Raw genomic sequence first — 26,497 nt, 5'->3', positions numbered from 1 at the left:
CACGCGCCACGGCGCACTCCACGATGCACCCCTTCGCCGTACGCGGGGTGAGCGCCACCGATGGCCGTCCGGGCTAGCATCGCAGCGTGTCGTACGACAGCGAGTCCCCCACGCCCGGCCGCCGGCGACGCCTGCGCGGCAACCTCGTCATCGCCACCGCCGCACTGGTCCCGACCGCTCTGGCCGGGTGGCTGGTGTGGCAGGCCATGGGCGGCTCGGGCGGCCACGACGACAAGCCCGCGAAGGTGCTGCCGCTGCCGAGCCAGTCGGCGGCGCACACCTCCACCGACGACAAGCGACCGGCCACGAAGACGCCGACCGTGACCGTGACGGCGGCCCCGCCGGGCACCGGCGCGGCCCCGTCGCCGTCCACCCAGTCGGCACCGCCGGTCGGCCCGCTCTCCGGGAAGGTCGTGGTGATCGACCCCGGGCACAACCCGAAGAACTTCCAGCACCCGAACGAGATCAACCGTCAGGTCGATATCGGGACGAACAAGAAGGAATGCGACACCACCGGCACCGAGACCATCGGCGGGGACTACACCGAGGCCGAGTTCACCCTCGATGTGTCGCACCGGCTGCGGGCGATCCTGGAGAAGCTGGGCGCGACCGTCAAGTACACCCAGGACGGCGACCACGCGTGGGGCCCGTGCGTGGACGAGCGGGCGGCGATCGGCAACGCGGCGAAGGCGGACGCGGTCGTCTCGGTGCACGCCGACGGCTCGGCCGAGGGCAACCACGGCTTCCATGTGATCCTGCCTGCGCTCGTGAACGCGGGGAAGGCGAACACCGCCCCGATCGTGGCCCCGTCACGTGATCTGGGTGTGAGGATCGCGGGGAAGTTCGTCCACGCCACGGGCATGCCGGCTTCCAACTACATCGGCGACGGCACCGGGTTGGACGTCCGCAAGGACCTCGGCGGGCTCAATCTGTCCACCGTGCCGAAGGTGTTCATCGAGTGCGGGAACATGCAGGATTCCGGCGACGCCAAGCTTCTGACGAGTGGGGACTGGCGGCAGAAGGCCGCCCAGGGCATCGCCGACGGCATCGACAGTTTCCTGACGAAGTAGGGCACGCCCCCGACGGGTCGTCGGGCTGCGGGTCGGTCACGGTCTGACTACCGAGGGGACTTCCCGCCCGGTCAGACGATAGATTCTCCCCCGGGCGGGGAACCGCCCTCGTGCTTCGCGCCGTGTGCACGTACACCGGCGGCAGCGATGACCGCCCCGACGAGACGACCCAAAAGGACTATTACGTGAACATCCGCTCCCTCACGCGAGGCGACGGCGTGGTGATCGGAGCAGCGGTGGTGCTGTTCATCGCCTCGTTCCTCGATCTCTACTCGATCGACAATTCGTGCGTCGGCTCGTTCTGCTCCAAGGTCAACGTACCTAACGCCTGGGACGCGCTGGGCCTGCTGATGAGCATGTTCCTGGCCGGCATCATCGGGGCGGCCCTCATCGTCGTGGCCCGCGCGCTGCCGCAGCCGAAGAAGATCGCCGGGCTCGACCTGGCCCAGTTCGGCACCGCGTTCGCGATCTTCTCGGCGTGGACCGCGTTCTGGACCATCGTCGACATGAACAGCGCCGGCGCCGGCATGATCCTCGGCCTGATCGCGGCGCTCGTGCTCGCCGCGGGCGCCGTCGCCAGCCCGCTGGTCGCGGCCCTCAAGGCCCCGCTGATGGGCGCCCCGAACCCGGCCGTCGCCCAGCCGTACGGCGCGCAGCCCTACGGTGCCCAGCAGCCCGCGGGTGGCTACGGCTACCCGGCCGGTGCCCAGCAGCAGCCGTTCGGCGCCCAGCCCGCCGCGGGCCAGCCCGCCGCGCCCAGCCAGGGCGGCCAGACCCCGGCGCCCGCCGCCGCCCAGCCGCAGCCCGCCGCGGCCGGCGCCCCGGCCGGGGACTTCGCCCCGTTCTGGTTCGCGGTCCCGGTGGCCCGTCCGCTGTACCCGGAGGACGGCTCCCCGACGCCGATCGCGGAACTGGCCCCCGGCACCTGGTACCTGGCGGTCGAGCAGCGCGGCGCGGCCCTGGTCGCGCAGACGCAGGACGGCCGCCGCGGTGTCCTCCAGGACACCACCGGCATCCAGCGCGGCTGACGCCCCGCACCTCACGACGGCCCCTCACCCTTCCGGGCGGGGGGCCGTTGCCGTACCCTGACGCCCCGTCAGATCCACTGACCCCAGGGGGCGTCGCATGCGGCTAGGACTCGCACTCGGCTACTGGGGGCGCGGCCCCGACGCGGCGCATCTGGAGCTGGCCCGGGAAGCGGAACGGCTCGGCTACGACTCGGTCTGGACGGCCGAGGCCTGGGGTTCGGACGCGTTCACGCCCCTCACCTGGATCGCCGCGCACACCTCCCGTATCCGCCTGGGCACGGCGGTGGCGCAGATGGCGGCCCGCACCCCGACCGCGACCGCGATGCACGCGCTCACCCTCGACCACCTCTCCGGCGGCCGCATGTCGCTCGGCCTCGGCCTCTCGGGGCCGCAGGTGGTGGAGGGGTGGTACGGCCGCCCGTTCCCGTCGAGCCCGCTGACGGCGACACGGGAGTACGTGGACGTCATCCGCCAAGTGCTGCGGCGCGGCGGCCCGGTGGAACTGGACGGCCGCTTCCACCCGCACCCCTACCGGGGCCCCGACGGCACGGGCCTCGGCAAACCCCTCAAACCCATCACGCACCCGCTGCGGGCGGACCTGCCGCTGCTGCTCGGCGCCGAGGGCCCCAAGAACATCGCCCAGACGACCAGGATCGCGGACGGCTGGCTCCCGCTGTACTGGTCCCCGACCCGCCTCGACGTGTACGAGGCGTCACTCGGCGACCTGCGCGAGGGCTTCGTGGTGGCCCCGATGGTCCGCGCCCAGCTCTGCGACGACGTCTCCGACGGCCTGCTGCCGGTGAAGGCGATGCTCGGCTTCTACATCGGCGGAATGGGCCACGCGGCCCGCAACTTCCACGCGGACCTGATGTCCCGCATGGGTTACGAGGCAGCGGCCCACCGAATCCAGCACCTGTTCGCGAAGGGCCACCGCGAGGAGGCGATACGGGCGGTCCCCGACGCGTTCGCGGACGAGATCTCCCTGGTCGGCCCGCGCCAACGGATAGCGGAGAGACTGGAGTTGTGGCGCAAGGGCCCGGTGACGGACCTGCTGGTGACGTCACCGGACCACAAGACGCTGAGGGCTTTGGCAGAGCTGAACGGCTGATGCCTGGTCTTTCAGGGGCGCGGGGCTGTGCCGAGGCAGCCGCGTTACCGGGCGACCTAAACGGGCGCGGGGCTGTGACATGTGCGGCTCCGCCGCGATGGGGGTCCCCCCTGTTCGAGCGGAGTCGAGAACTTGGGGGAGCGACCAGCCACAACGGACCCGCACGTTCAAACCGCGCCCCGAAGGGGACTACCCGCCGTTCAGCTGACTGGCAGTCGGAACCTGATCCGTAACCGGCGCGCCAGCAGACTTCCCCGCGCCCTTGACCCCGCCGATCACGTTCTCGAACGAACCGATATCCGCATCCGTCGCATCCCCCTTCCGCAGCTTCGCCGGCAGGTTCTTCAGCGACTCGATGCCGGACGACAGCGGCGCGAGCGCCTTCGACAGCAGCGGATCGCCCTCCGCGTTCCGCACCGCCGCCTTCAGCCGGTTGTACGTGAACGCGCCCGCGACGCCCGCCTTGACGAGGGCCACGGTCCGCCCCTTCGTCCCCTTCTTGAACTTGCCCGCCTTGAACGGCTTCACGATCCACTGATAGGCCGCGCCCGCCGCGAGCCCCGCGTTCGCCACGAACCGGGTCTTCGCGAGCCGCTGGCGCTCGGCGGAGCTGGTCGGCGACGCGCTGCTCTCCGCCGCCGTAAGACTCTGGCTGTTGTTGGTCTTCGTCTCGCCACCACAGGCGGTCGTCGACACCAAGACGGTGCAGGACAGGACGACCGCCACGACTATGCGGCGGATCGGGAGCGTACTGGGCACGATGGACCTCCGGGTGGGATGTTCGGCCTCGGTGGCAGCCTCACCCGGCCCCCGTCGCTGCGCCACCCGGGCGACTCCGTACGGGTCTCGCCCACCGGCCGCACCCACCGGTTCACCCATCGGTTTCACGCCCCGCGATCGGGCTACTCGTCCGCCATGTCTCCTCGTCATCGCAGCGGCACGAACGAGGCCGCCAGGGTCGTCACCGCCGTGGCGGACGTCATGGCCTTCGTCATCGGCCTGTGGATCCTGATGTATCTGCTGGACGCCAACCGGGCCAACGACCTGGTGTCCTTCACCCAGCACACGGCCCGCTGGCTGGCCGCCTGGTCGTACGACCTGTTCACCTTCCACGACGCCTGGGCACGGGTCGTGGCGGGCTACGGCCTGGCCGCCGTGGTGTACCTGTTCGCCGGCCACGCCATCGCCAACCGGCTGCGCCGCTACTGACAGCGACGGCAGCCGGTCCCGCGGACCGAAAAGCGCGACCGACCAGCCCGACCGACAAACGCGCCGGACAGCTACCCGCAGCAGTCCGGCGCCAGCCCCCGCGGCAGCCGTTCGCCGCCGAAGACCGCGGTGGTCGCCTCGTCCCCGCCGAGCGCGGCCACCGCGAGCAGCAGCGAACCGGCCGTCCAGGTGGTGAGCTCCTCCGGCCACACGGCCCGGTCGCCCTCGAAGACGTAACCCGTCCAGTACATGCCCGACTCCGCGTCGCGCAGATGCTGGATGGACTGCAGGATCTCCAGGGCCCGGTCGGACTCCCCCATCACCCACAGGGCCAGGGCGAGTTCACAGCTCTCGCCGCCGGTGACCCACGGGTTGGGCAGCACGCAGCGGACCCCGAGCCCGGGCACCACGAAGTCGTCCCACATCGACTCGATACGGGCCTTCGCCTCGGGCCCGCTCACCGCGCCGCCGAGGACGGGGTAGTACCAGTCCATCGAGTAGCGGGACTTGTCGAGGAAGCGCTCGGGGTGGCTGCGCACGGCGTGCGCGAGCGCGCCGGTGGCCAGCTCCCAGTCCGGCTGCGGCTCCTCGCGCTGCTCGGCGACGGCCAGCGCGCACCGCAGCGCGTGATGGATCGACGAACTGCCGGTCAGCAGCGCGTCATCGACGGCCGTACCGTCCTCCTCGCGCTTCCAGCCGATCTGCCCGCCGGGCTGCTGGAGCCGCAGCACGAACTCGACGGCCGCGTACACCACCGGCCACATCCGGTCGAGGAAGGTGTCGTCGCCGGTGGCGAGGTAGTGGTGCCAGACGCCGACGGCCACGTACGCGGAGAAGTTGGTCTCGCGGCCCCGGTCGGTGATCCGCTCGAAGTCGCCGTCGTCGTAGGCCGCGTACCAGGAGCCGTCGGCGTTCTGGTGCCGCGCCAGCCACTCGTACGCGCGCGCCGCCGCCTCGTGCTCGCCCGCCGCGTCCAGCGCCATCGCGGCCTCGGTGTGGTCCCACGGGTCGAGGTGGTGCCCGCGGAACCACGGTATGGCGCCGTCCTCGCGCTGCCCGGCGAGGATGCCGTTCACCGTGGCCCGGGCCTGGTCGGCGGTGAGCACGCCCGGCAGGACCAGGTGCTCGGTCCGCTCCGGTGAGGTCACTTGGCCGCGGCCTTGTCCAGCGGCGCGAGGTGCGGCTTGGTCGCGTACGCCACGAAGCTCTTGCCCACGATCGGGTTGAGCGCCTGCTCCGCGAGCCGTGTGACCAGGGGCTTCTTCATGATGTCCCAGACCAGGAGCTTGTGGTACGCGCGGACCGGCAGCGCCTTGTCGTTGTCGACGCCGAAGGCGCACTTGAGCCACCAGTACGGCGAGTGCAGCGCGTGCGCGTGGTGCGTGCCGTAGGGCTTCAGGCCCGCTTCCTGCATCTTGCCGAGCAGCTCGTCCGCCTTGTAGATGCGGATGTGGCCGCCCTCGACCTCGTGGTACGCGTCGGAGAGCGCCCAGCAGACCTTCTCCGGCCCGTAGCGCGGCACGGTGACCGCGATGCGGCCGCCCGGCTTGAGCACCCGGACCATCTCGGCCAGCACGCCCTTGTCGTCCGGGATGTGCTCCATGACCTCGGAGATGATCACGACGTCGAAGGACTCGTCGGGGAACGGCAGGTTGAGCGCGTCACCCTCCATCGCGGTGGCGGTCGCCCCCGCGGGCGCCTCCCCGGCCTCCTTCATCGCCGCGAACCACTTGGCGACCTCGCGGATCTCCTCGCCGTTCTGGTCGAGGGCCACGACCTGCGCGCCGCGCCGGTAGCACTCGAACGCATGGCGTCCCGCCCCGCAGCCCAGGTCGAGCACGCGGTCGCCCGGGGCGAGCGGGAAGCGGGAGAAGTCGACGGTCAGCACGGGGTCTGCCCTTTCGGATGGAGATCTGCGGGGGCCGCGGAGCGGCCTGGTGTCTGGGGCGCGGAGCGGCGGGGGCCGGGGCGGGGGCGGGTCTGCGGGCGGTGCCGGGTCACCTGGTGGGCTTTCCGGCCGCGGAGCGGCCCCGCGCGGCGATCGCGGAGCGATAGAGCTCCACGGTGCCCTGGGCCGCCCGGGCCCAGGTGAACCGGTCGAGGACCCGCTCGCGCCCGGCCGTGCCGAGCCGCGCCCGCAGCTCCGGGTCGCCGAGCAGCCGTACGAGCCCGGCGGCCAGCGCTTCCGGGTCGCCCGGCGCCACCGCGAGGCAGGTCTCGCCGTCCGGCCCGGCCACCTCCGGGATCGCGCCTCCGGTGGTGGCGAGCAGCGGCGTGCCCGTCGCCATCGCCTCGGCGGCCGGCAGCGAGAACCCCTCGTACAGCGAAGGCACACAGCTGACCTGCGCGGACCGTACGAGGTCGACGAGCTCGGCGTCGGTGATGCCCTTGACGAACCGGATCGCGTCGCCGAGTCCGTACTTCTCGATGGCCTGCGCGACCGGCCCGTCCTCGGCGCGCTTGCCGACGACGACGAGATGCGCGTCCGGCCGCTCGGCCCGCACCTTGGCCAGCGCCTCGACGAGGAAGACGAGCCCCTTGAGCGGGACGTCCGCGCTGGAGGTGGTGACGATCCGGCCGGGGACCTCGGCCACCGACGGATCCGGCGACCACAGGTCGGTGTCGGCGCCGATGTGCACGACGCTGATGCGGTCCTCGCGCACCCCCAGGTGCTCGACGATCTCGCGCTGGGAGGACCCGGAGACGGTGAGCACGGACGGCAGCCGCCGCGCGACCCGCTTCTGCATCCTCGTGAACCCGTACCAGCGCCGCACCGAGGAGCGCCGCTTCCAGTCCTCGGCGGCGTCCAGCTCCAGCTGCCGGTCGACGGTGATGGGGTGGTGGATCGTGGTGACCAGGGGCGCTCCGAGGTCGCCGAGCAGGCCGTAGCCGAGCGTCTGGTTGTCGTGGACGACGTCGAACTCGCCCTTGCGGGCGGCGAGATGGCGCCGGGCCCGCAGCGAGAAGGTCAGCGGCTCGGGGAACCCGCCGGTCCACATGGTGGCGACCTCAAGGGCGTCGACCCAGTCCCGGTACTCGTCCTTCTTGGGCGTACGGAACGGGTCCGGTGAGCGGTACAGGTCCAGGCTGGCGAGCTCGGTCAGCGGCACACCCTCGTCCAGGACGGGGTACGGCTGGGCGCCGATGACCTCGACGCTGTGCCCGAGCCGGGCGAGTTCGCGGGAGAGGTGGCGCACATAGACGCCCTGGCCGCCGCAGAACGGATTGCCCTTGTACGTCAGGAGCGCGATCCGCAGGGGCTGCTCGCCCGCACGGGCCGACTCCCCTGGGCGGGGGCTTGCCTCTATGGCCTCAGCGGTCACTCGCGGCCCCTTCATCGCTGCGTTTCGCCGGAGCGTAACCGCTCACGCTAATCTAGAACAAGTTCCAGACTTGATCCTTCTTGATCACTCCGAGGAGCCTCAGGAAGCTTTGAATCTACCGGCAGGTAGCCCGCCTGTGACGGCCGGATCAGGTGATTCGCGCCACCACCGGAGCCCCTGCCATGCTGTGCCACCGGCAAACGGGACACCGGATTTCCGGACATCGGGACACCGGGGTCCAGGACATCGGGACGCCGGGAACCGGACGACGGAACGACGACGGAACGGGACAGATGACAGCGGAAGCAAAAGCGGCCATTCCGGCGTCCCCCGCTCTGACCGAGCGCCAGGAGGCCCGCCGCCGCCGCATCCTGCACGCGAGCGCCCAGCTGGCCAGCCGGGGCGGCTTCGACGCGGTCCAGATGCGCGAGGTGGCCGAGGCCGCGGGGGTCGCGCTCGGCACGCTCTACCGCTACTTCCCGTCCAAGATCCATCTGCTGGTCGCCACCATGCAGGACCAGCTCCAGCAGCTGCACGCCACGCTGCGCAAGCATCCGCCGTCCGGCGACTCGGCGGCGGACCGGGTCGCTCAGACCCTGATGCGGGCGTTCCGCGCGCTCCAGCGCGAGCCGCACCTCGCGGACGCGATGGTCCGGGCGCTCACCTTCGCCGACCGCTCGGTCAGCCCCGAGGTGGACACGGTGTCCCGGCAGACCACCGCGATCATCCTGGACGCGATGGGTCTGGACCACCCGACCCCGCGCCAGCTCTCGGCGGTGCGGGTGATCGAGCACACCTGGCACTCGGCACTGATCACCTGGCTGTCGGGGCGGGCCTCGATCGCCCAGGTGAAGATCGATATCGAGACGGTGTGCCGGCTGATCGACCTGACGGCGCCGGACGACACGTCCTCCGCCTGAATCGGTTCCGAACCTGCGCCCGGCGCGCACGCATGCCAGGTGGTACCGGTCCGCGCCCGCGCTGTGCGCCGTGCGCGCCCCCGTGCCACCCCATGGCCGATAATCCGGCTTCCCCTCTCCCGCCACGCCGATAGAAATGTTTCGCGTGCTGAAGGAAGGCAACCGGTAGGCGGGGAGCTGGAGGGGGCTGAAACGTGATCCGGGTACTTCTCGTGCACGATGCCTGTCTGATGCGGTCGGCTCTGGCCGACCGCCTGGCCCGGGAACCCGGTCTGGAGGTCCATCACGCGCCGTGGCGCTCGGCGCCCGCCCGCGCACGCGTCCTGCGGCCGGATGTGTGCGCCGTGGACCTGGACTGTTCCGACTCGTACGGCATCGCGCCCCTGGGCGAGTTACAGAGCCGGGGCCACGGCCTGGGCGGCACCCGGCTGGTGGTCCTGGCCAGCGCCAACCGGCCCGGGCCGCTGCGCCAGGCCGTGGAGGCGCACGCGCTCGGCTATGTCGACAAGGACGCCACCCCGGAGCGGCTGATCGCGGCGATACGGCAGGTCGCCGGCGGGCAGCGGTTCGTGGACGACTCGCTGGGCTGCGGCTTTCTGCGGGCGGCCGAAATGCCGCTGACAAGACGTGAACTGAGCGTGCTCTCACTCGCCGCCGAGGGCGCCTCGATCGCCGACATCGCGCACAGCCTCCATCTGTCCAACGGGACCGTGCGCAACTACATGGCGGCGATCACCCGTAAGACCGGAGCGCGCAACCGGGTCGACGCCATCCGCATCTCGCAGGGCGAGGGATGGGTGTGATCCGGTCAACTCCCGGTAGAAGGCGGACCGGTGGAGCAGTTCGTCGTGCGTACCGGCTTCGACGGCGGCGCCGTTGAGTACCAGCACCTGCCGGGCCCGCCGCGCCGAACCGATCCGGTGCGCCACCACGACCAGGGTGGTCCCGGGCCGCCGGGCGAACGCCCGCTCGGCGCGCGCCTCGGCCGCCGGGTCCAGATGGCAGGTCGCCTCGTCGAGCAGGACCAGCGGGGCGGGGGCCGCGTGGGCGCGGACGAGCGCGATCAACTGCCGCTCTCCCGCCGAGAGTTCACCCGGCCGGACGGTGGCGTCGAGCCCGCCGAGCCGGTCGACCAGAGCGCGGGCGCCCACGGCCGTGCAGGAGCCGAGCAGTGTGGCGTCACCGGGCGGCTCGCCGGGGCAGTGATGGGCGAGGTTGGCGCGGACCGTGTCGGTGAAGACGTACGCCTGCTGGGGTACGAGCACCCGGGCGACCTCCCGGGCGACCTCGCCGGAGTCCGCCGCCCGCACCCCGGCCATGAGCTCGGCCAGGGTGGACTTGCCGATCCCGCTGGGCCCGACGACGGCGAGGTGCCCGCCGAGCGGGACGGTGAGGTCGAGGCGGTCGACGACCGGGGCGGCGCCGGGCCCGTACGCGAAGGTGACCTCCCGCAGCCGCACGGCCTCACCGGGGCCGGGGCGCACAGCGGGTGCCGGGCTCCCGGACCCGACCGCCTCACCCCCCGCCCGCAGCCTCCGCAGCACCACGAACAACCGCGCCCCGGACGTGCCGAGCCCCTGGGTCAGGGACTGGAGGGCCGGGATCAGGGACTGGGTGAGATACGCGAGCGCGCCGACGAACGCGCCCGGGGTGACCCCGTGGTCGAGCAGCCACGGCGCGGTGGCGAGCAGCAGCACCACCGTCACGCGCCCCCCGACCCCCGCCGCCAGCGTCCGCAGCATGCCCCAGCGGGCCAGCGAGCGGGACGCGCGGTACTCGGCGTCGATCCGGGCCCGTACGTCGTGCGCCACCCGGTCCTCGGCCCCGGCCGCCGTGATGTCCCGCAACCCGCCCACCGCGAGGCCGAGTTCGCCGGACAGCGCCTCGTCCGCGACCAGGAACTCCTCCTGGCGCCGGGCCAGCGGCCGCAGGGTGGCCAGGAACAGCGCGAGCCCGGCGGCCAGCGGCAGCGCCACCACCGGCAGCAGCACCGGCGCCAGCGAGAAGAGTCCGATCAGCGCGCCCACCGCCGTGACCACGAAGGTCCGCGACACCATCACCAGCCCCGCGAGCGTGTCGCGGGCGATCTCCACCTGGTGGGTCAGCCGCGACACCGCCGCCCCGTCCGGCGCCCTGAGCGCCCGGCGCACCACGGTGCGTACGAGATCGTCCCGTACGGGTTCGACCAGCGCGGCGACGGCCAGATACACCCGGCCGGTACCGAAGGACCCGGCGACCACGCCGAGCGCGGCGAGCGCCAGCCAGCCGATGCCGACCGAGGTGTGCCCGGCGAGAAAGCCCCGGTCGAGGGCGCGGGCCAGCGCGTATCCCAGCAGGAACGTCTCCCCCGCCTCAAGCGCCGACCACGCCGCGAGCCGGAGCAGCACCCGCCAGCGGGGGCGCGCGAGCGCGAGCAACCGCTCAACCATCGACCGGCTCCTCTGGCTCGACCGATGCGTACGAGCCCTCCGCCTCTCCCGGCCCACCGGAATCCTCCGGCTCCTCCGACCCTTCCGGCTCCTCCGTGAACACCGCCCGGTACTCCGGGAGCCGCCACAGCTCCTCGTGCGGGGCCGTCGCGCGGACCGTGCCGCCGTCCAGCCAGACCACCAGATCGGCGCGGGCCGCCGTGCTCACCCGGTGGGCGACGACCAGGCGGGTGCCCGGGGCGAGGCCGTCGAGGAGCGCGCGGGACACCTTCAGCTCGGTCGCCGAGTCCAGGCTGGAGGTGGCGTCGTCCAGGATCAGCAGCCGCCCGCAGTGCGCGAACGCCCTTGCCAGCCCCAGGCGTTGGGCCTCGCCGCCGGACATCGGCGCCCGCTCGCAGGGCGTGTCGTAGCCGAGCGGAAGCCTGCGGACGAAGTCGTCGGCGCAGGCCGCCCGCGCGGCTGCCCGGACGGCCTGCGGCCCGGGTTCGTCGACCCCGAACGCGATGGTCCCGCCGACGGTCGCGCCAAGGAGCGCCGGGCGCGCGAAGGCGTGGCCGACCTCGCGGCGCAGCGCGTCCCGGGAGAGTTCGGGCAGCGGGACCCCGTCCACCAGGACCGTCCCCCGCTCGGGGTCCCCGAGCCGCCCCGCGACCGCCGCGAGGGCCGTCTTGCCGCTGCCGGAGCGCCCCACCACGGCGGCCACCGTCCCACCGGGCACGTACAGGTCGACATCGCGCAGCGGTCCGGCGGACACGCTCCGAAGCTCCAACGCCCCTTCACCCTCGGGCAGTTGACGGCTCCCGTACGTCATGACCGGCGCCTCAAGCGCCTGGGCGAGCCGGTCGGCGGCGGTGCGGCCGCGTACCAGGGTGTTGAGCTGGCCGACCAGGACGCCGGTGCCGGTGGCGAGGACCGCGTACCGCCAGGCCGCGAGCATCCCGCCGACGGTCAGCGCCCCGTCGGCGAGCCGCAGCCCGGCGACCGCGAGCACGATGAGCTGGAGCAGCGGGAGCAGGGCGGCGGCCTGGGCGGTGGAGCGGCCGGTGACGCGCCACATGCGGTGGCCCTGGGCGGAGAGTTCGGGCAGCGGGGCCAGGACCCGGGCCGCGTCCCGCTCGGCGGTCCCGGCGGCCGCGATCGTACGGGCGCCCTCGACGGCTTCGGTGAGCCGCCCGGCGATCTCGCCCTGGGCTCGCAGATAGGCGGCGTTGGTGTCGCCGGAGGTGTGCATGAACACCTTGAGCAGCAGCGCGAGTACGGGCATCCCGACGAGCAGCGCGAGCGCCGTCCACCAGTCGGTGAGCACCAGTGCCACCAGGGCGCCGACCGGGGTGAGCGCGGCGCCGAAGGTGGCCGCGAGGGTGGCGGGCACTGGCCCGGCCTGGGCCGCGTTGCCGACGAGCCGGGCCACCAGGTCGCCCTCGGCGGCCCCGGAGTCCGGACCGGCCGCGAGTACGTGCCGCAGCACCCGGTCCCGTATCCACGCGGTGCTGCGGGCGTTGGCGGTCGCGGTGACCAGGCCGTCGAGGGCGCCGAGCACGACGGTGAGTCCGGTGAGCGCCGCGCACAGCGCGAGCCAGGGTCCGGCGGCCGCGCGGTCGTCGCCGAGGAGCAGATCGAGGCTGTGGCCGAGTGCCCACGGGAAGGCGAGGCCCGCACCGGCGAGCGCGGTGGTCAGGACCAGGACGAGGGCGGCGGGGGCCGCGCCGTGCCGGACGGTCTCGCGCAGGAAGGGGCGCGGGGTCCTCGGTGCCCTGGGGCGCTGTGCCATGCGTGCCCTCCGGAGCGCGCGTACCCCGGACGGTTGAGCAGAACCGCCCGGGGCCGCTTCGCACACAGTGATCAGGATCGATCGGTGGAGCCGGATCGATCAGCGTTGATCAGGTCGATCGGATGGAACCGTTGGAACAGGGATCGATCACAGTGTCCGGTGTGCTCAGAGGCAGAGCAGGACGCTGGCCGTGCTGTCACAGAGAAGCAGGCTCACGCTGCTCTCGCCGCCGTGGCCGCCGTGGTCACCCTTGTCCTCGATGTCCATCTTCTGCAGGTCGAGAAGGGTCATTGCCATCTCCTTTTTCGTCGGGATCTTTCCGTGGGGACGGGTTCACCGTCCGGCCCCTCGCGGGGCCGTCTTGGGGGCCGCCGCAAGCGGCGGCAGGAAGGGCAGCCCGGCGGGCCGGCGGCGGGCCGAGGCGGCGCCGGGCAGCGAACCGACGGCGAGCAGACAGCCCGCCGTGCCGGTCGCGAGGTCCATCGAGAGCCGCATCATCTGGTTGCCGGGAAAGGCGAGATGGCCCTGGTAGGGCACGGCGTACCAGGCGAGCGCGGCGCTCTGCGCGGCCACGTCCTCGCGCGGGGCGCGGGTGCGGGCGAGGTGCAGGACCATGCCCGCGCGGCCGTTGAACAGCCCCGGCTGGGCGTAGTAGCGCTGCCGCGCGGTGGGCAGGATCGCGGCCCTGGCCCGCGCGAACTCCTCGTCGTCGCGGTGCGCCAGGAAGTCGTCGAGCACCATGGCGATGCCGACGCCGCCCGACCCGAGGTAGGGCATGGTGCGCACGCCCTCGTCGACCTGGAGGGCGCCCGACCGGTCGGGTACGCAGCGGGCGAGGTCGCGGCGCAGGAACTCGGCGGCGTGGTCGAGCAGCGCGGGCTCGCGGGTGTGCTCGTACAGCCGCAGGAAGAGCAGCGCGGGGCCGCTGGCTCCGTGCATCAGCCCGGCACGCACCCGCGTTCCGGCCTCGGGCGCCGGCTGCCCGGCGATGGTCCAGGCAGCTTCCAGGGCCCGGTCGCGCAGATCGCTCTCGCCGGTGGTGCGGCCGAGCGAGTCCAGGGCGAGCCCGAGCCCGGCCAGGCCTCCGTGCAGTGTGGGCGAGAGCCGCTGCCACTTCTCGTCGAGCACCCGGTCGACCAGGTCGAGGGCGCGGTCGGTGTGGCCGAGCCGGTCCAGGACGTACGCGACGCCGCTGAGCCCGTCGTAGAAGCCGAGCGGGGTTCCGGCGGGCGGCGGGTCGGTGTGCCGTAGGAGCCAGTCCTCGCCGTCGTGGTGGCGCCCGGCGCCGGTGGCGTCCAGCGCGTAGAGCACTCCGGCCGCGCCGTGCGCGACGCCGAGGCCGCCGCCGTCGGCGAACTGGGAGATGTCGCCGGGGAAGAGCCGGTCGTCGCGTTCGGGCGTCGCGGAGGCGAGGATCGCGCGGACCATGGACTCGCGCCCGGCGGGCCACTCGTCGGGCCGGGCGGGCAGATACGGCTTCCGCACGGGTGCATCGGCACCCCGGATGACCCGCACCGCCTCCTCGAAGAAACCTTTCGGCACCCCGGGGAACTGGCCGGCCGCGACCTCGGCCAGATGCGCCGCCTTCTCCCGGTCGACCACGAGCAGCGTCGTCATCGGCACGAAGAGCGCGAGCCGCAGACAGGCCAGCGCGTACGCGTCGACCTCGAAGCCGGTGCGGTCGCGGGGCGCCACGAACCCGGGGTGGGCCATGGTCTGCCCCCGGTGCTCGGCCAGCGGCACCGCGCCCTCGAAGTCGAGCAGCCGCACGGTCGGTTCGCCGTCCTCGTCCGGCCCGACCATCACGTTGAACATGTGCAGGTCGTTGCAGACGAGCCCGCGCGAGTGCACCGCCGCCACGGCCCGCTCCACCGCCCGGTGGATCCCGAGCGCCCAACTCGTGTACGAGGCCACCGCGTCCGGGTCCGGGTCGACGGCGAGCAGCGGGTGCCGCTCGGCGAAGAACGCGTTGAGGGTGCGCCCCTCAAGGAACTCCATGACGAGGAAGCGGTGTTCGCCGAGTTCGAACCAGTCGCGCACCTCGGGGGCGACACCGAGGCCGGAGATACGTTCCAGCGCGGCCTTCTCGCGCTCCAGGCGGGCCACCGCGTCACTGCCGTCGGCGGCGAGGCCCGCATGCGGCCGGGCTTCCTTCAGGACGACCTTGCTGCCGTCCCGGGTGTCCGTTCCGGCGTACACACCACCGCCGTTGGAGAAGTGCAGCGCCTTCTCGATGCGGTACGGAAGATCACTCACCGTCGTGGCGTTGCGGGCGTCCAGCTGCGGGCGCAGGAACGCGGGCAGCGCCACCCACTCGGGCACCTGGAAGGCGGGGTCCCTTCGGTCGGGGACCAGGACGCCCTGGGCGTTCTCGATCGCGGGGACGAGCGCGCCGTCCTCGTCCACGCAGTGCCGCTTGGCGAATCCCCCGTAACGCACGTACAGGGGGCCGGAGTTCCACCGCAGATCGGTGAGGATGTACGGCCCGGGCTCGCCCTCCAAGAGCTCGCCCAGCTCGTGCAGGATGCTCTCCAGCTCACCCTGGTCCGCCGGGTAGATCGTGGCGAACTTGCCGCTCGAACCGCGTCCGGCGTACTTGGAGTTGCGCAGGTGCAGCGGCTGGCGGCCGGGGACGAACTTGAACGGGATCGCCCGCGGGACGCAGTACTCCCACACCTGGGCCGCCATCTTCTCGGCGTTGTCCAGACACGCCGAGACATGGATCTTCCAGCCCTGCCGGGGTCTGCCCGGGCGCGGCTCGCCGGCCGCGTCCACCGGGCTGAAGTTGAGCCAGTCCCCGGAGAGGGAGGTCTGCCACCCCTCGGGGACCGGGCGTTTGGCGGCCTCGAAGAGCGTGACGGTCGCGTCGGTTCCGGCGAGCGCGGAGGAGGACAAACGGTCCGGAGTCTCGTAGAAATACCTGTCGGCCAGGCAGAAGACCTCGTACCGCTTGTCCATTGCTTCCCCCTCGGTGGCGTGGCAACGAAGGTGCCACGCCTGCCGGGGGCCGCACAGTCGCATGTGTCATGCGGTCACTGTGCGGTACTCATGCGTCAATCTGCGTTCGCAGGGGTTCGAACGGGGGGTCGTCTGCGGGCCGTGCGTGGCTGATCGCGCAGTTCCCCGCGCCCCTCCGGGGCACCCAGGGGACTGCCGACCGCACAGCCGGCGAAGCCCTCACTCCTCCGGAGGGAACACGGGCTCGCCCGAATCGCGCAGGGTGATGCCGATCGCCTCGACCGGGCACCCCTCCGCCGCGGCGAGCACGCGTTCGTCGGCGTCGGTCTCCGCGGCCCGCGGCCGCGACTGGCGGGCGGTGTCGAGCGCGAAGGATCCCGGCGCGGTGTTCACGCACATCCCGGAGCCGATGCACACGCTCCGGTCGACCTCGACGTGCCAGCGGTCGCCCATCACGCGTCACCGCCGTATCCGGCGGGCAGGTGGACCATCTTGTGCTCCAGGTACTCCCCGAACCCCTCGGGCCCGAACTCCCGCCCGAGCCCCGACTCCTTGTAGCCGCCGAACGGCCCCAGCATGTCGAGGCTGAAGGTGTTCACGTTGAACGTGCCGGTGCGCACCTGCCGGGCGAAGTCGATGCCGTGCTCGACGTCACCGGTCCACACACTGCCGCTGAGTCCGTACGGGGAGTCGTTGGCGATCCTCAGCGCCTCGGCCTCGTCGTCGTACGGGAGCAGACAGATCACCGGCCCGAAGATCTCCTCGCGGGCGATCCGCATGGAGTTGTCGACACCGCCGAAGAGCGTGGGCTCGACGTACCAGCCCTTGTCCCGCCCGGCCGGACGCCCGCCACCGGCCAGTATCTTGGCGCCCTCCTCCTGTCCGATGCGGATGTAGTCGAGCGAGCGCTGCTGCTGGCGTTTGGCGACCAGCGGGCCGACCTGGGTCGCCGCGTCGAGCGGGTCGCCGACGACGAGCTGACCCGCGGCGGCCGCGAACGCGTCGGCGAACTCGTCGTAACGGCTCGCGGGCGCCAGGATCCGGGTCTGGGCCACGCACGCCTGCCCGTTGTTCATCCACGCGGCCGGCACCACACCGGCGACGGTCGCGGCCAGATCGGCGTCGGGCAGGACCACGGCGGCGGACTTGCCGCCGAGTTCCAGCGTGACCCGGGTGAGGTTGCGCGCGGCGACCTCCATGACGCGCTTGCCGGCCGCGACCGACCCGGTGAACGACACCTTGTCGACCCCCGGGTGCCCGACCAGGTACTCGCTGACCTCGCGGTCGGCGGGCAGGATGGAGAGCACGCCCTCGGGCAGCCCGGCCTCCCGGGCGATCTCGCCGAGCAGATACGAGTCAAGGGGCGACTCGGGCGACGGCTTGAGCACCACCGCGCACCCGGCGAGCAGCGCGGGCGCGAGCTTGGCGGCGGCGACGAACTGCGGCACGTTCCACGGCACCACGGCCGCCACGACACCCACCGGCTCGCGCCGCACCAGGATCGGCCCGAGCACCCCGGCCCGCCGCTCCTCGTACGGGAAGTCGCGGGCCACGGTGATCGCCGAGTCCCAGACCATCATGGCCCCGAGCGCCTGCGCGAGCACGCTCCAGGAGTACGGCGACCCGTTCTGCGCGCTGATGGTCCGGGCGATCTCCTCGTGCCGTACCGCGATCGCGTCCTTGATACGGGTGACGACCTCGATGCGCTCGGCGAGCGGCAGCCGCGGCCAGGGCCCTTCGTCGAACGCCCGCCGCGCGACGGCCACGGCCCGGTCGACATCGGCCCGGGACGCGTGCGGCACGCGGCCGATGACCTGTTCGGTGTGGGGCGAGATGACTTCGATGGTGTCGGTGGAGTGCGGCTGGACCAACTCCCCACCGATGTACAGCTGTGCGTGTTCCACGAGATCGGACATGGCGCAACGCCTCCCGCAGGCCGGATTCCCGACGACTTTCCCGACGACATTCCTGACGACATTTCAGATATGCGGATCCGCAAGAACTGATACCAGTTCTAGTACGAGGAGTCCACGGGCCGGGAAGACGCCGGACGACCCTTGAGACCCGACTGAAACACGTTCTACTGTGACGTGAACGCCCGGTGCGGGGGCGGCGACCGACGGCGGAGGTGTCCGATGGGCGAGGCGACGACCGACCACGGCGGAGGCGTCCACTCCATCCGGGTGCCGATCCCCGACAACCCGCTGGGCCACACGCTGGTGTACGTGATCGAGACGGACGAGGGCCCGGCCCTGATAGACACGGGCTGGGACGACCCGCGGTCGTGGAACGAGCTCACCAGGGGCCTGACACACCTGGGTACGGATGTGATGGACATCGTCGGTGTGGTGCTGACCCACCACCACCCGGACCACCACGGCCTGTCGGCCCGCGTGCGGGAGGCGTCCGGGGCGTGGCTGGCGATGCACGCGGCGGACACGGCGGTGGTCCGCCGCACCCGAGAGTCCGAACCGGCCCTGTGGCTCGACTGCTTGATAGAGAAGCTGACGGCAGCAGGGGCGCCGGACGAGCACACGTCGCCGCTGCGGGAGGCGCGGGCGAAGGGGGGCGGGCGGAGCCTGCCGGGCCTGCGGGCGGCGCTGCCGGACCGCGAGATAGTCCCGGGCGACCTGCTCCCGCTCCCCGGCCGCCGACTGCGCGCGATCTGGACTCCCGGCCATACGCCCGGCCACGTCTGCCTGCACTTGGAAGAACGCCACCCGACAAACCGCCGCCCGGGCCACGGCCGCCTGTTCTCCGGTGACCACCTGCTGCCCGGCATCACCCCGCACATCGGCCTGTACGAGGACCCCGACGACACGACGGTGACGGACCCCCTGGGCGACTACCTCTCGTCCCTGGAACGGGTGGGCCGCCTGGGGGTGGCGGAGGTACTCCCGGCCCACCAGCACGCGTTCACGGACGCGGCGACCCGGGTGACGGAACTCCTGACCCACCACGACCACCGCCTCCAGTCGCTGCTCCACCTCCTCTCCACCCCCCAAACCCCCTGGCAACTGGCAGAACAAATGGAATGGAACCGCCCCTGGCCCGACATCCCCTACGCCTCCCGCAACATCGCGGTCTCGGAGGCGGAGGCCCACATCCGCCGCCTGATGAAGAGAGGCCTGGCGGAGCCGGTACCGGGGGACCCGGTGGCGTACAGGGCGGTGTGATCCCCCACCCCATCCCTTCCCGCTGTGACATGTGCGGCTCCGCCGCGTGGCCTCCGGGGGTGGGGTGGGGGTTGAGGGTGCTCTCCGGGGGGGGCTGCGCCCCTTCAGGGGCGCGGGGAACTGCGCGACCAGCCCCGCACGGCCCGCAGCCGAAAACGGACGCCGGGGGTCCGGGGGCGGAGCCCCCGAGGGGGTGCAGGGGCGCAGCCCCCCCCGGGGGTCCGGGGGCGGAGCCCCCGGGAGGCCACCCCCACCCTCCACCCGGCCGCCCGCCCAGGCCACGCGGCGGAGCCGCAAAATGTCGCAGCCGGGAAGGGGCGGGGTGGGGGCTCCCTGCCGGAGGCGGCAACCGGCATCGCCGCAACAAAAGCGCCCCCGGTACAGTGGGCCCGTCGTCCATGCCCGTACGGGGGAAAGCCGGTGCAAACCCGGCGCTGACCCGTCCCCAAGCTCTTAAGGAGCAGGGGAGACCCCAATCCGTGAACCGCCGCGAAATCGGCGGCAGCCGGACCGCCCCGGGCGGACATGAGCCGGCTCGGGTCACCGGCAATCACGCCAGTGACCGGCCCCGTCGAGGTACACGGAGCCGGAGCCAGCGCGTGCCCCGCGTGCGCCTGCCCGGCCCGCAGGAGAGGCACCGCCCGCCATGACCGCACGCCGCTGCGCCGCAGCGCTCGCCGCCGCCACCGCCGTCCTCGGCGGGGCCGCCCCGACCGCCTTCGCCGACGGCGTCGCGCCGTCCCCCTCCGCCTCGGTGACGATCCCGCAGGGCCTGTACGGCACCAAGGACCCGACGTACGACGGTGTCTGGCGCCAGTCGCTGGCTCTCCTCGCCCAGAGCACGGTCGGCGTGAAGCCCGCCGCGCAGGCGGTGAGCTGGCTCACCGCCCAGCAGTGCGAGAACGGCGCGTTCGCCTCGTACCGCCCCGACGCCACCAAGCCGTGCGACGCCAAGACGATGGCCGACACCAACGCCACCTCGGCCGCCGTCCAGGCCCTCGTCTCGCTCGGCGGGCAGCAGGACGCCGTGAAGAAGGGCGTCTCCTGGCTCAAGAGCGTGCAGAACGACGACGGCGGCTGGGCCTTCAACCCCGGCGCCAAGAGCGACGCCAACTCCACCTCGGTGGTCATCGGCGCGCTGGCCGCCGCCGGTGAGAAGCCCGCCGACGTCAAGTCCGCGAAGGGCGGCAAGTCGCCGCTGGACGCGCTCCTCACCTTCGCGCTGCCCTGCGACAGCTCGCCGGGCAGCGGCGCGTTCGCGTACCAGGGTGACCTGAAGACCGGAAAGCTGTACGCGAACGGTGACGCCAGCGCCGCCGCCGTCACCGCCGCCCACGGCAAGGGCCTCGCCGCCACCGCCGGCCGCCCCGACCCGAAGGGCACGGCGTGCGAGAAGGCGTCGACGCCGGAGCAGGCCGCGCACAACGGCGCCGCGTACCTCGCGAAGACCATGGCCAAGACGGGCCACCTCAACTCCGCGATGCCGGGCGCCGAGAGCCAGCCCGACTACGGCAACACCGCCGACGCCGTCGTCGCCCTGGCCACCGACGGCCTGGCGGACCAGGCCAAGCAGTCCCTCGCGTGGCTGGAGAAGAACACGGCCGCCTGGGCCAAGGACAACGGCCCGGCCGCGTACGCCCAGCTCGTCCTCGCCGCCAACGCCACCGGCACCGACCCGAAGAACTTCGGCGGCGCGGACCTGGTGAAGCAGCTGAACGCGACGGGCCCGACCCCGGCGGCGGACGAGTCCGCACAGCAGAAGCCGACAGCGGAGTCGTCGACGAAGAAGAAGGACTCGAACAGCTCCAGCACCTCGGTGTGGTGGATGGTCGGCGTGTTCTTCGTGGCGAGCGTAGGCGTGGGCTTCCTGGTGAGCTCGCGCAAGAAGAACCAGCGCCCGTGATGCCGTTCGTACGGCCCGTACGGCACTTCACCGCGGTGGCCGCGGCCGCCCTCACGCTGACGCTCGGCGTGGGGGCGGCGTCGGCCCAGGCGACCGGGTACCGCTACTGGTCGTTCTGGGACGGCCAGGGCTCGACCTGGACGTACGCCACCCAGGGCCCGGCCACCGCGCACCCCTCGGACGGCGACGTCGAGGGCTTCCGCTTCGCGGTGAGCGCGGACTCCAAGGACGCGTCGAAGCCGCGTTCGGCGCCGTCGTTCGACGCGGTGTGCGCGGCGACCCCGGCCGAGCCGGGCAGGAAGCGCGTCGCCCTGGTCCTCGACTTCGGCACCCCGCAGGACGCCCCGGGCGGCGAGACGCCCCCGGCGGCGCGTACGGCGTGCGCGCGCGTCCCCGAGGACGCGACCACGGCGGACGCCCTGGCCGCGGTGGCCAAGCCGCTCCGCTACAACAGCGCGGCGCTGCTGTGCGCGATAGCGGGCTACCCGAGGACGGGCTGCGGCGACCAGGTATCGGGCAAGCCCGCCACGACGCCCACGGACGACTCCGCCGCGGCGCCGAAGAACTCCTCCGACTCGGGCCCGTCGATGGGCCTGATAGCGGGCCTGGCGGCAGTCCTGACCCTGGCGGCAGCAGCAATCTGGCAATCCCGCCGCCGCAACCGATGACACGGCGTCGACAGATGTCCGAGGAAACCCCGGAACAGGCCCCGCAGCCGCCGACGGCGAGGGACCCCCACGAGGAAGCCCGCACCGACCCACTCACCGATACGGGCGGTGCGGGTGGGAGGACCGACCCGGCCGGAGGCCGGGTGCCCGCGCACGCCCCGCAGCCGCCGACGGCGAACACCCCCCACGGGGAGACCCGCACCGTCGCAACCCCCCGCACGGGCGGAGCGGGTGGGAACACCGACCCGGCCGGAGGTCCGGTGCCCGCTCACCGGCCCGCGGCCGAGCCACGACCCCAGGCGCCCAGAACACCCCGCACCCCACGGGCACCCCGCACCACCAGATCCAACGCCCTGCACCCCGCCGCCTGGTGGCTCTGGGCGCTGGGCCTGGCGACGGCCGCGTCCAGGACCACCAACCCCCTCCTCCTCGCCCTCATCGTCACCGTCGCCGGCTACGTCGTGGCCGCCCGCAAGACCGACGCCCCCTGGGCCCGCTCGTACACCGCCTTCGTCAAACTCGGCCTCGCCGTCGTAGCGATCCGTCTCGTATTCAACATCGCCCTCGGCTCCCCGATCCCCGGCACCCACACCCTCCTCACCCTCCCCGAGGCCCCCCTCCCCGACTGGGCGAAGGGGATCCGCATCGGCGGGCGCGTCACCGCCGAGGGCATGCTCTTCGCCCTCTACGACGGCGCCAAGCTCGCCGCCCTCCTCATCTGCGTCGGCGCCGCGAACGCCCTCGCCAACCCCGCCCGCCTCCTCAAGTCCCTCCCGGGCGCCCTGTACGAGGCGGGCGTGGCCGTGGTCGTCGCGATGACGTTCGCGCCGAACATGGTCGCCGACGTCGTACGCCTGCGGACCGCCCGCCGCCTGCGCGGCCGCCCCACCGGCGGCGTCAAGGCGATCCTCCAGATCGGCCTCCCGGTCCTGGAGGGCGCCCTCGAACGCTCGGTCGCCGTCGCCGCCTCCATGGACGCCCGCGGCTACGGCCGCACCGCGCACGTCCCGCCCGCCGTCCGCCGCGCCACCACCGTCCTCACCCTGGGCGGACTCCTCGGCGTCTGCGCCGGTACGTACGGACTGCTCGCCTCCGAAGGCGCGGGCTACGGCCTCCCCGTCCTGCTCACCGGCCTCGCCGCCGCCCTCGCGGGCTTGCGCCTGGGCGGCCGCCGCTCGGTCCGCACCCGCTACCGCCCCGACCGCTGGGGCGTCCGCGCCTGGCTGGTGTCCGGTTCCGGCGCGGCGGTGGCGGTACTGCTGATCTGGGCGGGTACGTACGCACCGGAGGCCCTGCACCCCGGCGTGATCCCCCTGACCGCCCCCACCCTCCCACTCTGGCCGGCGCTGTCGATCCTCCTGGGCCTGCTCCCCGCAGCGGTGGCCCCCGCCCCTCCCACCACCCCATCCACGGAGCCGAAATGATCACTTTCGAAGGGGTGTCGGTTACGTACGAGGGCGCCTCGGCCCCCACCCTCCACAATGCGCGACTCACCGTCCCCGAAGGCGAGTTGGTCCTCCTCGTCGGCCCATCGGGCGTCGGCAAGTCGACCCTCCTCGGTACGGTCTCGGGCCTCGTCCCCCACTTCACCGGCGGCACCCTGAGCGGCCGCGTCACGGTCGACGGCCGCGACACCCGTACCCACAGACCCCGCGAACTCGCCGACGTGGTCGGCACGGTGGGCCAGGACCCCCTCGCCCACTTCGTCACCGACACGGTCGAGGACGAACTCGCGTACGGCATGGAATCGCTGGGCCTCGCCCCCCACGTGATGCGCCGCCGCGTCGAGGAAACCCTCGACATCCTCGGCCTCGCCGACCTCCGCGACCGCCCGATCGCCACCCTCTCCGGCGGCCAGCAGCAGCGCGTGGCGATCGGCTCGGTCCTGACCCCGCACCCCAAGGTCCTGGTCCTGGACGAGCCGACGTCGGCGCTGGACCCGGCGGCGGCCGAGGAGGTCCTGTCCGTACTCCAGCGCCTCGTCCACGACCTCGGCACGACGGTCCTGATGGCCGAGCACCGCCTGGAGCGCGTGATCCAGTACGCGGACCGGGTGATCCTCCTCCCGTCCCGAGGCGAGCCCCCACTCCTGGGCACCCCCGCCGACATCATGACCACGTCCCCGGTCCACCCACCGGTAGTAGCCCTGGCCCACCTGGCCAACTGGACCCCGATCCCTCTCTCGGTCCGAGACGCCCGCCGCAGGGCGGCAGAGCTCCGAGCCGTTCTCTCCTCGCACGTCCCGCAGCCGCCGACGGCGGAGGCGCCCCACAGGGAGACCCGCGCCGTCGCAACCCCTCGCACGGGCGGTGCGGGTGGGAGCACCAACCCGGCCGAAGGCCGGGTGCCCACCGACCGCCCCGCACCGGAAAGCCGCCCCGCACGGGAAACCGGCCTCCGAGCCGCGCTGGGCCGCCTCCGGCGCCGAGGCACACAGCAAACGCCGGGCGCCACGCCCACCACCACCGTCACCCGCCTCAGCGTCCACAGAGACCGCATAGAGGCCCTACGCCACGTAGACCTCACCGTCACCCCCGGTGAAACAGTCGCCCTCATGGGCCGAAACGGCGCAGGAAAATCCACCCTCCTCAACACCCTCGTCGGCATGATCGAGCCCACCACCGGCACGGTGACGGTGAACGGCCACACCCCCCACCGCACACCCCCGCGCGACCTGATCCGCGAGGTCGGCCTCGTACCCCAGGAACCCCGCGACCTGCTGTACGCGGACACGGTCGCGGCCGAGTGCGCGACAGCCGACGCGGACGCCGCCGCAACCCCCGGCACCTGCCGCGACCTGGTCTCCGCCCTGCTCCCCGGCGTCCCCGACGACACCCACCCCCGCGACCTCTCCGAGGGCCAGCGCCTGGCGCTCGCGCTGGCGATCGTCCTGACGGGCCGCCCCCCGCTACTCCTCCTCGACGAGCCGACCCGAGGCCTGGACTACGCGGCGAAGGCCCGCCTCGCCGACGTCCTGCGCACGCTGGCGACCGAGGGCCACGCGATCATCCTGGCCACCCACGACGTGGAGCTGGCCGCCGAGATCGCCCACCGGGTGGTGATCCTGGCCGACGGCGAGGTGGTCGCGGACGGCCCGACGGCGGACGTAGTGGTCTCGTCCCCTTCCTTCGCCCCCCAGGTGGCGAAGATCCTGGCCCCGGAGCCGTGGCTAACGGTGTCGCAGGTAAGAAGGGCACTGTCATGACGGACGCGAGCATGACAGACGCACCCCACTCGCGAGCCCAGGACCGCCAGGTCACAGCAGTACGCCTCGGCCCCCGGGCAACCACGGCCCTCGCCCTCATCACAGCCATAGGCATCGCCGCCTTCGGCTGGCCCCTGCTCGCCGACGCGGACTCCGGCCTCGCCCACTCCCAGGACGCCCCCTGGCTCTTCGCCGCGCTGCTGCCCCTCCTCGTGGGTGTGGTGGTCGCCACGATCGCGGACGAGGACAACGGCATGGACGCCAAGGCCGTCGCGATGCTCGGCGTCCTCGCGGCGGTCGGCGCGGCGCTGCGCCCGCTGGGGGCGGGCACGGCGGGCCTGGAGCCGATGTTCTTCCTGATGGTCCTGAGCGGCAGGGTCCTCGGCCCGGGCTTCGGTTTCGTACTCGGCGCGGTGACGATGTTCGCGTCCGCCCTGCTCACCGGGGGTGTCGGCCCCTGGATGCCGTTCCAGATGCTGGCGATGGGCTGGTTCGCCATGGGCGCGGGCCTGCTGCCGGGGCGCCACCGCCTCCGGGGCCGGGCGGAACTGGCGCTGCTCGCCGCGTACGGCTTCGTGGCGTCGTTCGCGTACGGCACGGTCATGAACCTGCAGGGCTGGACGTACATCGGCGGGATGTCGTCCGGAATCTCCTTCCACCCCGGAGACCCGCTCACCGCGAACCTGCTGCGCTTCGCGGCGTACTGCGCGACCACCTCGCTCGGCTGGGACCTGGGCCGGGCGGTGCTCACGACGGTCCTCACGTTCGCACTCGGCTCGACCGTGCTGAAGGCACTGCGCAGGGCCACCCGGCGCGCCAACTTCGAGGCCCAGGTCACATTTAGGGGTTCCGAGGGGGGTCCCACGGGGTGAGGCCCCCCACAGGACCTTAGTCACATACGACCCGGAATAGTACTCTTTACGCCCCCCACACAAGCCCCAAAACACCCCACCTGACCAGCAAGTCCTCCCCTCGCCCTCCCCGGGCCGTGCTGCCCCCCGGTGCGAGGACGACTAGTAAGAGGGGTCGTTGCGGCGGGGTGCGCGGGTCGCTAAAACTGGTCCAGTCGCCGGGCACCGCCTGGCCCTTCACCGGGCCGCGGCAGCCCAGGCAGGACGAACCCCCGCTTCTCCCGAGGAGCATCCGCATGCTCTGAGGAGCTGCCGCCTGCCCGCGACGCCCATGTCCCCGAAGTTAGGTCGCTCTGTGTCGTTCGCCGCTCGTCTCGCCGCCCGTAAGAAGTCCATCGCCGCCGGTGCTGCCACACTGCTCGCCGCCGCCGGTGTCGCGGTGGCCGCCGTTCCCGCCCAGGCCGCTCCGACGGGTGCCCAGGACGTGGCCAAGCAGATGATCCCGAGCGCGGCCCAGTTCCAGTGCTTCAGCAACATCGTGAACCACGAGTCCGGCTGGAACGTCCACGCCTCGAACCCGTCCAGCGGTGCGTACGGCCTGGTCCAGGCGCTGCCCGGCTCCAAGATGGCCACCAAGGGCGCCGACTGGCAGACCAACCCCGCGACCCAGATCTCGTGGGGCCTGGACTACATGAACTCCCGCTACGGCAGCCCGTGCGCCGCCTGGAACTTCTGGCAGCAGAACAGCTGGTACTGAGCCGAGCCAAGGCTTGAGGGTGGCCGTGTTCGTCTGCGGGCCGGTGGGGGCTGGTCGCGCAGTTCCCCGCGCCCCTAAAGGAGGGCCCGAAGGGCCCATCCAAGGGGCGCGGGGAACTGCG

At 72.7% G+C, this 26,497-nt stretch carries 22 protein-coding genes and 1 pseudogene; 13 read left to right on the top strand and 10 right to left on the bottom strand.

Translation table 11 applies throughout. From position 1 onward, the window contains the following. Positions 1-86: 86 nt before the first annotated feature. From ACGFRG_RS09305 to ACGFRG_RS09295, 3 genes are all read left to right on the top strand, one after another. Positions 87-1,070, top strand: coding sequence for an N-acetylmuramoyl-L-alanine amidase (locus tag ACGFRG_RS09305; RefSeq protein ID WP_361425357.1), 984 nt, complete (start codon positions 87-89; stop codon positions 1,068-1,070). A gap of 185 nt (positions 1,071-1,255) precedes the next feature. After that, positions 1,256-2,098, top strand: a complete 843-nt coding sequence (locus ACGFRG_RS09300) for a hypothetical protein (protein ID WP_361425467.1) — start codon at positions 1,256-1,258, stop codon at positions 2,096-2,098. Positions 2,099-2,195: 97 nt separating this feature from the next. Beyond that, positions 2,196-3,206, top strand: a complete 1,011-nt coding sequence (locus ACGFRG_RS09295; protein WP_393262801.1) for an LLM class F420-dependent oxidoreductase — start codon at positions 2,196-2,198, stop codon at positions 3,204-3,206. Positions 3,207-3,395: 189 nt separating this feature from the next. On the opposite strand, the gene ACGFRG_RS09290 is transcribed toward ACGFRG_RS09295, so the two are convergent. Continuing rightward, positions 3,396-3,932: a hypothetical protein gene (locus tag ACGFRG_RS09290; RefSeq protein ID WP_393262798.1), complete on the bottom strand. Its 537-nt coding sequence runs from the start codon at positions 3,930-3,932 to the stop codon at positions 3,396-3,398. Between the two features lie 189 nt (positions 3,933-4,121). Here ACGFRG_RS09290 and ACGFRG_RS09285 point away from each other — a divergent pair, with 189 nt between their 5' ends. Further along, positions 4,122-4,415 (top strand): hypothetical protein, encoded by a 294-nt coding sequence (locus ACGFRG_RS09285; RefSeq protein ID WP_393263303.1) that lies wholly within the window; start codon positions 4,122-4,124, stop codon positions 4,413-4,415. A 71-nt stretch (positions 4,416-4,486) separates the two neighbouring features. On the opposite strand, the gene ACGFRG_RS09280 is transcribed toward ACGFRG_RS09285, so the two are convergent. From ACGFRG_RS09280 to ACGFRG_RS09270, 3 genes are all read right to left on the bottom strand, one after another. Beyond that, positions 4,487-5,563, bottom strand: coding sequence for a prenyltransferase/squalene oxidase repeat-containing protein (locus tag ACGFRG_RS09280; RefSeq protein WP_393262795.1), 1,077 nt, complete (start codon positions 5,561-5,563; stop codon positions 4,487-4,489). Beyond that, the gene (locus tag ACGFRG_RS09275) at positions 5,560-6,303 is read right to left on the bottom strand and encodes a class I SAM-dependent methyltransferase (RefSeq protein ID WP_393262792.1); all 744 of its coding nucleotides are present in this window, start codon (positions 6,301-6,303) and stop codon (positions 5,560-5,562) included. Before ACGFRG_RS09275 ends, ACGFRG_RS09280 begins: the two co-directional genes overlap by 4 nt. A 109-nt stretch (positions 6,304-6,412) precedes the next feature. Beyond that, complete coding sequence (locus ACGFRG_RS09270) at positions 6,413-7,738, bottom strand: glycosyltransferase family 4 protein (RefSeq protein ID WP_393262789.1); 1,326 nt, start codon at positions 7,736-7,738, stop codon at positions 6,413-6,415. A gap of 293 nt (positions 7,739-8,031) precedes the next feature. On the opposite strand from ACGFRG_RS09270, the gene ACGFRG_RS09265 reads away from it, so the two are divergent. Together ACGFRG_RS09265 and ACGFRG_RS09260 are read left to right on the top strand one after the other, a co-directional pair. Continuing rightward, positions 8,032-8,658 (top strand): TetR family transcriptional regulator, encoded by a 627-nt coding sequence (locus ACGFRG_RS09265; RefSeq protein WP_361425374.1) that lies wholly within the window; start codon positions 8,032-8,034, stop codon positions 8,656-8,658. A 194-nt stretch (positions 8,659-8,852) separates the two neighbouring features. Further along, entirely contained in the window at positions 8,853-9,461 is a 609-nt protein-coding gene (locus ACGFRG_RS09260; protein WP_361425377.1) for a response regulator transcription factor, read from the top strand. A 261-nt stretch (positions 9,462-9,722) separates the two neighbouring features. Here ACGFRG_RS09260 and ACGFRG_RS09255 read toward each other — a convergent pair. The 6 genes and pseudogenes from ACGFRG_RS09255 to ACGFRG_RS09230 all read right to left on the bottom strand — a co-directional run. Then, positions 9,723-10,400: pseudogene (locus ACGFRG_RS09255) on the bottom strand (ATP-binding cassette domain-containing protein); the annotation flags it as partial. A 679-nt stretch (positions 10,401-11,079) separates the two neighbouring features. Next, entirely contained in the window at positions 11,080-12,858 is a 1,779-nt protein-coding gene (locus tag ACGFRG_RS09250) for an ABC transporter ATP-binding protein (protein WP_393262786.1), read from the bottom strand. 165 nt (positions 12,859-13,023) lie between these two features. After that, on the bottom strand, positions 13,024-13,149 hold the full coding sequence (locus tag ACGFRG_RS09245) for a SapB/AmfS family lanthipeptide (protein ID WP_361425383.1): 126 nt from the start codon (positions 13,147-13,149) through the stop codon (positions 13,024-13,026). Positions 13,150-13,191: 42 nt separating this feature from the next. Continuing rightward, a complete protein-coding gene (gene lanKC / locus ACGFRG_RS09240; RefSeq protein ID WP_393262783.1) occupies positions 13,192-15,816 on the bottom strand; it encodes a class III lanthionine synthetase LanKC in 2,625 nt (874 codons plus the stop codon). A gap of 219 nt (positions 15,817-16,035) precedes the next feature. Continuing rightward, positions 16,036-16,269 (bottom strand): ferredoxin, encoded by a 234-nt coding sequence (locus ACGFRG_RS09235; protein ID WP_361425389.1) that lies wholly within the window; start codon positions 16,267-16,269, stop codon positions 16,036-16,038. Then, the gene (locus ACGFRG_RS09230; protein ID WP_361425392.1) at positions 16,269-17,732 is read right to left on the bottom strand and encodes an aldehyde dehydrogenase; all 1,464 of its coding nucleotides are present in this window, start codon (positions 17,730-17,732) and stop codon (positions 16,269-16,271) included. Before ACGFRG_RS09230 ends, ACGFRG_RS09235 begins: the two co-directional genes overlap by 1 nt. Positions 17,733-17,951: 219 nt before the next feature. Between ACGFRG_RS09230 and ACGFRG_RS09225 the strand changes: the two genes are divergently transcribed. The 7 genes from ACGFRG_RS09225 (at position 17,952) to ACGFRG_RS09195 (ending at position 26,376) form a co-directional block, all read left to right on the top strand. Next, complete coding sequence (locus tag ACGFRG_RS09225; protein WP_393262780.1) at positions 17,952-18,992, top strand: MBL fold metallo-hydrolase; 1,041 nt, start codon at positions 17,952-17,954, stop codon at positions 18,990-18,992. Positions 18,993-19,638: 646 nt separating this feature from the next. Beyond that, positions 19,639-20,895 carry a prenyltransferase/squalene oxidase repeat-containing protein gene (locus ACGFRG_RS09220; RefSeq protein WP_393262777.1) on the top strand — a complete coding sequence of 419 codons (1,257 nt, stop codon included), beginning with the start codon at positions 19,639-19,641 and terminating at the stop codon, positions 20,893-20,895. Continuing rightward, positions 20,895-21,563 (top strand): SCO2322 family protein, encoded by a 669-nt coding sequence (locus ACGFRG_RS09215; protein WP_393262774.1) that lies wholly within the window; start codon positions 20,895-20,897, stop codon positions 21,561-21,563. The genes ACGFRG_RS09220 and ACGFRG_RS09215 overlap by 1 nt, the downstream gene beginning before the upstream one ends. Before the next feature lie 14 nt (positions 21,564-21,577). Then, on the top strand, positions 21,578-22,987 hold the full coding sequence (locus tag ACGFRG_RS09210; protein WP_393262771.1) for an energy-coupling factor transporter transmembrane protein EcfT: 1,410 nt from the start codon (positions 21,578-21,580) through the stop codon (positions 22,985-22,987). Beyond that, positions 22,984-24,768, top strand: a complete 1,785-nt coding sequence (locus ACGFRG_RS09205) for an ABC transporter ATP-binding protein (protein ID WP_393262768.1) — start codon at positions 22,984-22,986, stop codon at positions 24,766-24,768. Before ACGFRG_RS09210 ends, ACGFRG_RS09205 begins: the two co-directional genes overlap by 4 nt. 11 nt (positions 24,769-24,779) lie before the next feature. Continuing rightward, positions 24,780-25,640, top strand: coding sequence for an ECF transporter S component (locus tag ACGFRG_RS09200; protein WP_393262765.1), 861 nt, complete (start codon positions 24,780-24,782; stop codon positions 25,638-25,640). 334 nt (positions 25,641-25,974) lie between these two features. Then, positions 25,975-26,376: a transglycosylase SLT domain-containing protein gene (locus ACGFRG_RS09195; RefSeq protein WP_393262762.1), complete on the top strand. Its 402-nt coding sequence runs from the start codon at positions 25,975-25,977 to the stop codon at positions 26,374-26,376. The last annotated feature ends 121 nt before the right edge of the window (positions 26,377-26,497 follow it).

This window comes from Streptomyces sp. NPDC048696, from assembly GCF_043198895.1.
Taxonomy (GTDB): domain Bacteria; phylum Actinomycetota; class Actinomycetes; order Streptomycetales; family Streptomycetaceae; genus Streptomyces.
The sequence above is the reverse complement of the archived record's forward strand: the minus strand, read 5'-3'. Positions and strand labels throughout refer to the sequence as shown.